This is a genomic window from Limosilactobacillus avistercoris, assembly GCF_014836425.1.
GTDB classification, from domain to species: domain Bacteria; phylum Bacillota; class Bacilli; order Lactobacillales; family Lactobacillaceae; genus Limosilactobacillus; species Limosilactobacillus agrestimuris.
On record NZ_JACSQW010000035.1, the window covers coordinates 1 to 9,015 of the forward strand.

The 9,015-nt window shown below is 40.5% G+C and carries 12 protein-coding genes and 2 pseudogenes; all 14 read right to left on the minus strand.

Features of this window, described 5'->3' with window-relative positions:
* Nucleotides 1-130: 130 nt before the first annotated feature.
* Nucleotides 131-613, minus strand: coding sequence for a Dps family protein (locus H9564_RS08650; protein ID WP_191685075.1), 483 nt, complete (start codon nt 611-613; stop codon nt 131-133).
* Nucleotides 614-680: 67 nt separating this feature from the next.
* The gene (locus H9564_RS08655; protein ID WP_318241085.1) at nt 681-1,547 is read right to left on the minus strand and encodes an IS1380 family transposase; all 867 of its coding nucleotides are present in this window, start codon (nt 1,545-1,547) and stop codon (nt 681-683) included.
* Entirely contained in the window at nt 1,486-1,788 is a 303-nt protein-coding gene (locus tag H9564_RS08660; RefSeq protein ID WP_191685077.1) for a hypothetical protein, read from the minus strand. Before H9564_RS08660 ends, H9564_RS08655 begins: the two co-directional genes overlap by 62 nt.
* A gap of 481 nt (nt 1,789-2,269) precedes the next feature.
* On the minus strand, nt 2,270-2,629 hold the full coding sequence (gene rplS / locus H9564_RS08665) for a 50S ribosomal protein L19 (protein WP_191685078.1): 360 nt from the start codon (nt 2,627-2,629) through the stop codon (nt 2,270-2,272).
* Nucleotides 2,630-2,743: 114 nt separating this feature from the next.
* Nucleotides 2,744-4,180, minus strand: coding sequence for an APC family permease (locus H9564_RS08670; RefSeq protein ID WP_191685079.1), 1,437 nt, complete (start codon nt 4,178-4,180; stop codon nt 2,744-2,746).
* A 12-nt stretch (nt 4,181-4,192) separates the two neighbouring features.
* Nucleotides 4,193-4,951 carry a tRNA (guanosine(37)-N1)-methyltransferase TrmD gene (trmD, locus tag H9564_RS08675; RefSeq protein ID WP_191685080.1) on the minus strand — a complete coding sequence of 253 codons (759 nt, stop codon included), beginning with the start codon at nt 4,949-4,951 and terminating at the stop codon, nt 4,193-4,195.
* Nucleotides 4,951-5,460, minus strand: a complete 510-nt coding sequence (gene rimM / locus H9564_RS08680; RefSeq protein WP_191685081.1) for a ribosome maturation factor RimM — start codon at nt 5,458-5,460, stop codon at nt 4,951-4,953. The genes trmD and rimM overlap by 1 nt, the downstream gene beginning before the upstream one ends.
* Nucleotides 5,461-5,517: 57 nt before the next feature.
* Complete coding sequence (locus H9564_RS08685) at nt 5,518-5,778, minus strand: KH domain-containing protein (protein ID WP_191685082.1); 261 nt, start codon at nt 5,776-5,778, stop codon at nt 5,518-5,520.
* Nucleotides 5,779-5,790: 12 nt separating this feature from the next.
* Complete coding sequence (rpsP, locus tag H9564_RS08690) at nt 5,791-6,066, minus strand: 30S ribosomal protein S16 (RefSeq protein ID WP_003717360.1); 276 nt, start codon at nt 6,064-6,066, stop codon at nt 5,791-5,793.
* Between the two features lie 24 nt (nt 6,067-6,090).
* Nucleotides 6,091-6,726: a hypothetical protein gene (locus H9564_RS08695; RefSeq protein WP_191685083.1), complete on the minus strand. Its 636-nt coding sequence runs from the start codon at nt 6,724-6,726 to the stop codon at nt 6,091-6,093.
* 102 nt (nt 6,727-6,828) lie between these two features.
* A pseudogene (locus H9564_RS09380) lies at nt 6,829-6,954 on the minus strand (mucin-binding protein); the annotation flags it as partial.
* Nucleotides 6,955-6,983: 29 nt separating this feature from the next.
* On the minus strand, nt 6,984-8,180 hold the full coding sequence (locus H9564_RS08705; protein WP_191685084.1) for a hypothetical protein: 1,197 nt from the start codon (nt 8,178-8,180) through the stop codon (nt 6,984-6,986).
* The gene (locus tag H9564_RS08710) at nt 8,156-8,809 is read right to left on the minus strand and encodes a hypothetical protein (RefSeq protein WP_225209633.1); all 654 of its coding nucleotides are present in this window, start codon (nt 8,807-8,809) and stop codon (nt 8,156-8,158) included. The genes H9564_RS08705 and H9564_RS08710 overlap by 25 nt, the downstream gene beginning before the upstream one ends.
* A gap of 27 nt (nt 8,810-8,836) precedes the next feature.
* Nucleotides 8,837-8,902: pseudogene (locus H9564_RS09385) on the minus strand (YSIRK-type signal peptide-containing protein); the annotation flags it as partial.
* Nucleotides 8,903-9,015 lie beyond the last annotated feature (113 nt).

Here is a 9,015-nt window from a genome sequence, read left to right on the forward strand (position 1 = left end):
ATTTGGTCGTTAAACATATTCTACCCGGTATGGGTTTATTTTTTTACTTTGTGTTGCATTTCAATTGTAAATTCGCCGCATAAGAAAAAGACCATATTGCTACTCGTTTATAGCCATATGGTCTTTTATATTAGTCAGCGAATGGTGCTTTGCCTAGATAAGCACTGATCATCCAAATATTTTTATCGGTTTCATCCTTGAAGCCATTAAGCATATCTTGAGTTGGGAAGTCTCTTTCTTCGTCAGTAACTTCGATTCCTTTTTGGTATTGGTCACGTAGGTACTTGAATTGATCAACTAGCCGTTGCATGAATTCAGTCATCGTTAATTGATCAAAAGCGACTTTGTCATCTGGTAGGCCAGTATTTTCAATGAATTCGTGAGTTGTTGCCAGTGGGCTACCGTTTAAAGCAATCAAGCGTTCTGCAATTTGATCGAGCTGTTCGCTTAGTTGATCGCTATATTCGTCCATCAGCGGATGGAGACGGAAGAAGTTTTCACCGCGCATATACCAGTGTGTTTGTTGAACGTTAACCTTTAATTGGCTGATATCGGCAATCAGTTGATTGAGTTGTGCTTTTGATTTTGGAAAGTCATAATTGTAAGTTGTCATAATGAACCCCCTCTTCATAACTATTGGTTACACTAATACTATAACAGCTGTGAAAGCGCTTTTCAAATCAAATACTTGTGGTCCATTGGCGGTATAAATCTTCGATAATTGCTACGGTGTGGCTATTCGTCTTATCCATAAAAAAGCCTGCTTTACTTTCTTTGATCAGGTTTTCCATGGCCCCACGCTTTTGATAGGCTAAGTACAATAATTTGACCCCGGCTTCAGTCATGTTAGTGACCACATATTGCCGTTCAAAGAATAGTTCGCCTACTTGATGCGTCGATTTTACTAGGACGCGCCGATCAATCGACCAGCTCTTGGCCGCGTAGTTGAATTCACCATAGATGACCGAATTCTGATCAAAATGCTTGGGCACTACTGGTGTGAATTCATCAGCTAGTTGGTCTAAAGCGGCGTTTCGCTTCAGGCGGATCACATATTTTACATCATAAAATTCGCAGAGCGTATAAAGCTCAGGTGTCGTAAAACCACTATCACCGCGTAAAATCAACTGAACATCAAACGGCAATTCGCAAAAAGCCGCAAAGATCGGGGCTAAGAATTCTTTGACACCAGTGCTGGTGTACTGATTGCCTGGACGTTGCTTGATTCCTAAAAGCAAATTCAGCTGCGCGATATAGGCCACTAGCGGATGGAAACCAGTAACCCCATAATGCGCATTGAAACTAGCAGCTTCTTGATGACCAAAGGTATCACAATGCGTCGAATCAACATCAAGCATGACCGTGTCAATATGGTTAGTACTGATATAATCGAGCGCCAAGTTCAAAATCAAACGGTTCAAGTGCAGAACATCATCACAAGTTAGCGCACTTAAAAAACGAGAAATAGTCTGTTGTGGTGCTAAATCAGTCGTCCCATGGACCTGTTTCACGACTGAGTCGTTGTAGCGCGTCGGCCGCGACATCATTGCCGTAACCGGCAATATTCAGTTCCAGCATTTGATTGAGTAAGTTAGTTTTAGAATAATGAGGGTCAATACGTTTTTCGCTTAATTGTGCCGCCGCTTGATCAATAATTTGTTCAAGACCAGCTGCGTGCTTAAATTCGGCGTAAGACAACAGGCCTGCGTTATTTAAAAGTTGAACATCATCAGTCTTAATTTTGATTTTAGGGTTGAATCGCAGTTGGGTTTCGTGTAAGTTAGTCATTAGGCATCTCCTGTGTTCGTTATTGTTTGGTCGCTATAACAATAACACGGAAGGTGCTTTTTTGGTACACCATTTTGGTGAAACCCTCAATCAAAGATAAAACTATGGTGTAGCAGCATTCTCGTTAAGGTTTAGGAAAAGACATGCATAATTCAGGAAAATAGTTAAAATGATATTTAATACCTTATTTAACTTCATTTAAGCCTCCTTAAATTAGTATTATCAAGAATCATTTCTCATGCCTCTTAATCAGGACCTAGGTAATTTACACTTGAGTCATCCAAAAAACTAACTTACTCCAAGTAAAGTAGCCTTTCCAATTTAAGGGTAATAAAAAAAACAACCAAAATTGAAGTGCTCCATAATTGTTAAACAAAATTTTAACGATTATGGAGCACTTCTCTTTTAATTATTACCTTTTCTTACCCCAAATTAAATTTAAAAACAAAAAGAACCCTTGCTACACAAGGGTTCTCTCTTACTACTTATCGCGACGCTTTTCAGCGATACGAGTAGCCTTACCAGTACGTTCACGTAAGTAGTACAACTTAGCACGACGTACACGACCATGACGAAGAACGTCAATCTTAGCAACACGTGGTGAGTGTACTGGGAAAGTACGTTCAACACCAACACCGTTACTGATCTTACGAACAGTGTAAGTAGCACTGATACCAGCACCGTGACGCTTGATAACGATACCTTCGAACATCTGAACACGTTCACGTGAACCTTCAACGATGAGGGCGTGAACCCGAACAGTATCACCGGCACGGAATTCTGGAATATCATCCCGTAATTGACTTGCAGTAATCTTTTCGATTAACTTGTTTTGACGCATAAAAAATTCTTTCCTTTCGCCGACATTCATGTCCGATGTGGGCAGCGGAATACCGTTTCTTATGGCTAAATAGCCATTTATTACTATACTAGCTTTTACTCTCCCTTTCAAGGGTTATTTTGATTGATGTTCTTGATTAATCACTGAATGACGGATTCCATAAACAAAGTAAATAATCAACCCAATCAGGAACCAAAGCGCCATCATGATCTTTGCATCAGCGTTTAACCCCCAGAAAATTACTAATGAGAACAAAGCAGAGATTGCTGGTAATACTGGGTAACCGGGCATTTTAAATTGAGCTTCCGGAAGATCTTTTCCTTCACGCGGACGGAGCGCATAGATACCAAACGAAACAAAGATAAATGCCACTAATGTCCCAGCTGAAACCAGTGTGGCTAAGAAGGTAAACGGAAATACGGATCCCAAGATCATTGCCAAGAAGGTAATCATCCATAAAGCTCGGTTAGGCACATGTTTTTTATCAATATGCCCTAATCCCTGAGGAAGAAGACCATCTCTACCAAAAGCATAAATCAGCCGTGATGATGCTAGTAGAATAGTGATCAGCGCAGAAAAAATACCGACAATGGCTACAATAGACAATAAATTAGCAGTAATGTAGTGTCCAGATTGCCGTAATGCCCAGGCAGCCGGTTCAGCATTATTCGCGTAACGACTATACTTGAACATCCCAACAAGGACCAGCGAAACCGCAATAAAGAATCCAGTCCCCAAAACAAGAGTCCAGATTAGGCCACGTGGCATTGTCTTTTGGGGATTAATTGTTTCCGCAGTGTTTGCCGCAATCGCATCAAAGCCGACATAAGCAATAAATATCTGAGCAGTCCCGGCAAGGATCCCCTGCCAGCCACCAAATGATGTTCCAGCAACATGTGGCGGAATAAATGGGGTATAGTTTTGCGGGTGAATGGCAGTCATCCCCACAACGATAAACATCAGAATGACTAATAACTTCACACTCACAATCATATTCTCGATCCGACTAACCTGGTGGACACCACGCGAAATGAGAATTCCCACAGCCAAAATCGCAATCGCTGCTAAAATATCGACATACGAACCCTGGTGTGGATTAAAGCCTCCCGTCAATGCCACTGGCAATTTTACACCAAAGCTTGCTAGGAAGCCCTGCATATAAGCAGACCACCCAGACGCCACAAAGGCAACGGAAATAAAGTACTCGGCAAGAAGAGCCCAACCGGCAATCCAGCCAAAGAATTCACCAAAGAGGACATTAATCCATGAAAATGCTGAACCAGCAAATGGCAAGACTGATGATGTTTCGGCATAGGCTAATGCGGATAAGCCAGCACCAATCGCGGCAACAATAAAGGCTAGAGGAACGGCCGGACCAGTATGATCTGCCGCTACAATCCCAGGTAAAGTAAAGATGGCTGTCCCGACAACCATCCCGGTTCCTAGGCCAATTAAGTCAATTGTCCGGAGACTTGGGGTTAACTTAGCATCTTTACTCCGGTATAGTGCTGGATCTTGTTTCCAAAACAGCCGTTGAATAAACTTCTTCATTAAAACTCCTTCCTAATCCGGAACATCCGGATCTTGTTCGAGTTTCAAATCTTCAAGCATCAGCTGTTGTTCATGATTCAACTTAGCCGTTTTTAACAAATCAGGGCGTCGTTCAAGTGTCCGCCGCAAGGATTCCCGTTGGCGCCATTCCTTAATCTTTTGGTGGTTTCCACTAGTCAAAACTTCTGGAACCTTCATTCCACGGAAATCCGCTGGCCGAGTATATTGTGGATATTCAAGCAATCCATTACTAAAGGAATCGCCCATTGGTGAAGACATATTCCCTAACACGCCTGGAACAAACCGCACAGTAGCATCAATCATTACCATCGCTGCTAATTCCCCACCAGTAAGGACATAGTCACCTAATGAAGCTTCATCTGTTACAAGGTTGCGAATTCGCTCATCATATCCTTCATAATGACCACAAATAAAGGTAAGGTGCTCTTCCTGCGATAATTCTTGAGCATATTCTTGATCAAACTTTCGTCCAGCGGGATCCATTAAAATTACCCGTCCCTTTGGATATTGTCCTTTGATTTCCTCGTCGATTGCAGACATCGCGTCAAAAATCGGCTGTGCTTGCAGGAGCATTCCCGCACCACCACCAAATGGTGTATCATCAACCCGATTGTGTTTGTTGTCCGTGTAATCCCGAAAATCGGTAACTTTTATATCAAGAAAACCATTATCCTGGGCTTTACCAATAATTGATTCACCGAGCGTTGCTTGGAACATATCAGGAAATAAGCTTAAAATATCAATCCGCATTATTCGAGGCCCTCCAATAATTCAACTTCAACTATGCCGTTTTCAAGATCAACATTCTTAATCACGTCATCAATCTTTGGCAATAAGAGATCTGAGTGTTTAGGTCGCTGAACAACCCAAACATCATTAGCACCAGGTGAAAGGATTTCCTTAATTTTTCCTAATTCTCGACCATCAACTGTCTTGACAGTCAAACCAATGATTTGATGATAGTAATAACTACCATCTTCAAGCGGCTGTTGATCATCCTCACTAACCATTAACTTATGGTTACGAAATGCTTCAACATCATTAATATTGTCGTACCCTACAAACTTAACAAGAAGTGAGCCCTTGTGTGGCCGTGCAGATTCAATTGTTAATTCTAATGGCTCTCCTTGAGATTCATCTAAATATAATTTGGCACCCTTAGCAAACCGCTCATCGACAAAGTCAGTAGTCGGAATTACCCGAACTTCACCGCGAATTCCATGGGTATTAACAATTTTTCCAACATTATAGAATTTCATTCAATTTTCTCCCTAAAATCGACAAAAACTCCCACAGATTAGTGTGGGAGTTTTATGTTAGTGACGGTGGTCATCTATTAGCAACCGGACTTTTTTTGAATTGGAGCGTCGTGGACGTGCTCCTTCAACGACCGTACGCAGCGCTGAAGCAATATGTCCCTGCCGCCCAATTAAGCGACCAACATCTTGGGGATGAACATCAACAACGTATCGTTGAAAACGATCATCTTCAGATTGAGTAATTGTTAGATCATCCGGATGTTCTAACAACGGGGTTACTAAACTACGAACCAGTCCTTCAATACTTGTCTCAGTCATGACTAAACATCACTACTTCTTAGCATACTTTGATTCGTGGAACTTCTTCATAACACCGGCCTTTTGAAGCATGTTACGAACAGTGTCAGAAGGTTGAGCACCCTTTTGTAACCAATCCATGATGGCATCTTCGTCAAACTTGATTTCCTTAGGAGTGGTCAATGGGTTGTAAGTACCTAAAGAGGTAATGAAACGACCATCACGTGGTGCACGTGAATCAGCTACAACAATACGGTAGAATGGACGCTTCTTTGAACCCATACGCTTTAAACGAATTTTAACGGACATTCTTTGCACCTCCCTGTAAATTTCTTAACAGATAATAATATACCAGTCTTCCAAAAGAATGTAAAGTATTTTTTCTTGACAGGCTAAATATTTTTCTTCTTTTTGAATCCAAGACCTAATGAAGCCATCAATGCCGTGAAGCCAAGAGCGAGCAGATTGTGAACCAGTTTGTGGTAACTGCGATTCTGAAGAAGGTTGGTTCTTCTCAACATTTTGAGTTGTTGGCTCACTTGGTTGAACTGGTGTTGTTGGCCAAGTAGGATTCTCTGGATTATTTGATACCACTGGTTGAACAGGTTGTGGTTGCGTTTCTGGAGTTATTGGAGTACTTGGTTGTTCAGGATTTGGCTGCGGTTTAGGCGTTGATGTAGGCTCTGGATCCGGAGTTGGGGCTGGTGTTGGTTGTGGTTCAGGTTCCAGTTGTGGAACTGGTACTGGAACGGGAGTAGGTTGCGGCTGTGGCTCTGGTGTTGGATCCGGCTGCGGTTTAGGCGTTGATGTAGGCTCTGGTTGAGGTTCTGGAGTCGGATCAGGCTGTGGCTGAGGGTGTGGTTTCGGTGATGGCTCTGGGTTGGGCTGTGGTGTCGAATCAGAGCCTGGGTTTGGATCTTCAATTTTATTGTATGGAACAACTATTAATATCTGTGATTTATCAGGCAAATCCGAAATCTGCTTCTGATCGGTAAATGAAATTTCACCTACTTGCTCCCTATCTGTTTCTATTAATTTTACTTCTTTACTATTTAGTAACTGTTTAATTCCCCCAGGATCAATTTCATACTTATCAATAGAAGGATTATTTACTTTGATAAAGAAACCATCTACTTCCCAATTACCAGGATTTAAGATTTTGTTATTAACTAAATCCTTAGTTGCGGTTCTAGTAAATGTTACCTGTTCAGGACCGTAGTCACCTTTTAATTTTCCCCGTTTTTTTCATCAACATAGCTAATAGTTTCAGTGATTGTTTTTGTCTCTGTAACTGGCTTGGTATCATGAACAAAGTTTAAAGTAAACTGATGTTCAAAATTGTATTTAGTTCCTTCATTAGCTTTTTTATCGCCATATTTGCCATATTGATCATCAAGATATTCACTATCTTTTGCCTCGTATAAATCCAAGCCATTATAGGAACCACTAGTTTTATCTCCCCGACTAATACCAATAAACTTATAGTTTTCTTTCTCCAATTGTTGAATTGCCTGAGTAGCATTTTCAAATGTTATTGGTGTATCTGCTGATGCATGTTCTTGATCATATCCATCTAACGGACTTACCCCATGATCACTATCAAGTGAGATAATATTATCCTTATCATTGACATCCGCAAAGTGCAGAACAGCCTTATACGTGATTTCATGGCTAAAACCATTACCGCCATCTTGAAAGACTGGTGAAGTTGAACGATCAGTTGTCCCATTACCATCAAAATCACCCGATACTTTATTGTAAGTGATTGATGGAACATTTCCTGGCTTTGTCCATTCTTCAGGCATATTGGCATCAAGCAAGGTATCCATTTGAATAAAAAACGTACTATGAGGAGTTGCTACTGATTTGTCTGTATTATTTCCATGATTTTCAGCAAAGTTATATTCCTTACCGTCAACCATGACATGATACATATCATCCTCATGTAAGTAAATTCCATTAACCAACAGTGGCTCAGTACCATTCTCCTTAGCCATATTTAATTGTTCTTGATAATCTTGCCAACTTAGATTCTTAGTTACACCATCAGAAAGTGTAGTAACTGTTAAGTGTTCTTTAAGGAACTGTTCAAATGCTGGATCCTCATGTTTAATAATTTTGCCATAACTACTGCCGATACTAACCCGTTCACCATCAGCCGTAACTGCATCTGGTTGATAAACCCTAAATACCTTAATGGTATCCGGAATTAAGGTTTGCCCCTTACTAAAGTGAGCTGTAAAATCAGCGGTCTTTAACGGTGAAAGAGTAGTACTAGCCGTATCACCAGCTTTACCATAATTCCACTCAATCATATATTGCATTGCTAAACGATCTGTATCACCCTTAGTAGCAGCGGTACCGGACAGGATATCTTTTAATTTATCATCATTATCTTTTACTTTTTTATTCCTGCAGCCCAACCATGGGCAATTTCAGCTGAAGAAACTAGAGATTTATATGGAGTAATAATAGGAGTAAATGTCTTACTTCCAACACTCCTGCCATCACGTGTCAGCGTGATCGTTAATGGCTCATTAGTCGCAGAATCGACATCCTGTGAATACTGGAAGGTAAACTTTAAGTTAAAACGACTTTCGGAATCACTATTACGTGTTAGAGCAATGGTAAATGTTCCATCTCCATTATTTTTTGCATTAAAGTGTCCATCTAGTGACTTAATATCACCTTTCTTCCAGCCCATCACCTCCCAATTTGGAGAATAAGAAATATTAATGTTCTGGCCCTTTTCCAAATTATCATTATGATAATCCAGGCTTACCACAATGCTATCGTTTTTAGCCATAACATTCTGATTATCTACGTTATCGCCATTTTGTAAGGTAGCATTAATCTCTACATATTCATTTTGCACCTGCTCAGCATCATTCTTCTGAACAGCAGGCGTTTGTGAAGTTGCATCTGCATCTGTAGATTTCTCATTATTCTGTACATAATTAACTAATTGTGTATTTTTACTTTGATCTTGTTGGCTAGTATCATCGCTTTGTATACTATTTTGTCCACTTTCACTGTTCGTACTATCAGCCAAAATTTGCCCCTGCCTTAACCCTAAATAAATAGTTGTTGATAAGAGGAGCGAGGCAACGCCAACCCTTAGTTTACGTAGTCCGTAGTGTGGGATTGCTTTCTTCTTTTCTAAAGCATACTTATTATTTTAGCAGATTGTAAAATTTAAGTTGAACATTTAAGTGGACAGAAAAACCCATCAAGGTCTTTAATGGTGTTACCACAACA

What these genes read in the sequence shown, in the direction of transcription:
- rpsP (WP_003717360.1), bottom strand. Translation starts at nt 6,066, where the DNA reads ATGTCCGTTAAAATTCGTTTAAAGCGTATGGGTTCAAAGAAGCGTCCA.
- H9564_RS08660 (WP_191685077.1), bottom strand. Translation starts at nt 1,788, where the DNA reads ATGACTAACTTACACGAAACCCAACTGCGATTCAACCCTAAAATCAAA.
- rplS (WP_191685078.1), bottom strand. Translation starts at nt 2,629, where the DNA reads ATGCGTCAAAACAAGTTAATCGAAAAGATTACTGCAAGTCAATTACGG.
- H9564_RS08670 (WP_191685079.1), bottom strand. Translation starts at nt 4,180, where the DNA reads ATGAAGAAGTTTATTCAACGGCTGTTTTGGAAACAAGATCCAGCACTA.
- H9564_RS08655 (WP_318241085.1), bottom strand. Translation starts at nt 1,547, where the DNA reads ATGATGTCGCGGCCGACGCGCTACAACGACTCAGTCGTGAAACAGGTC.
- H9564_RS08650 (WP_191685075.1), bottom strand. Translation starts at nt 613, where the DNA reads ATGACAACTTACAATTATGACTTTCCAAAATCAAAAGCACAACTCAAT.
- rimM (WP_191685081.1), bottom strand. Translation starts at nt 5,460, where the DNA reads ATGAAATTCTATAATGTTGGAAAAATTGTTAATACCCATGGAATTCGC.
- H9564_RS08685 (WP_191685082.1), bottom strand. Translation starts at nt 5,778, where the DNA reads ATGACTGAGACAAGTATTGAAGGACTGGTTCGTAGTTTAGTAACCCCG.
- trmD (WP_191685080.1), bottom strand. Translation starts at nt 4,951, where the DNA reads ATGCGGATTGATATTTTAAGCTTATTTCCTGATATGTTCCAAGCAACG.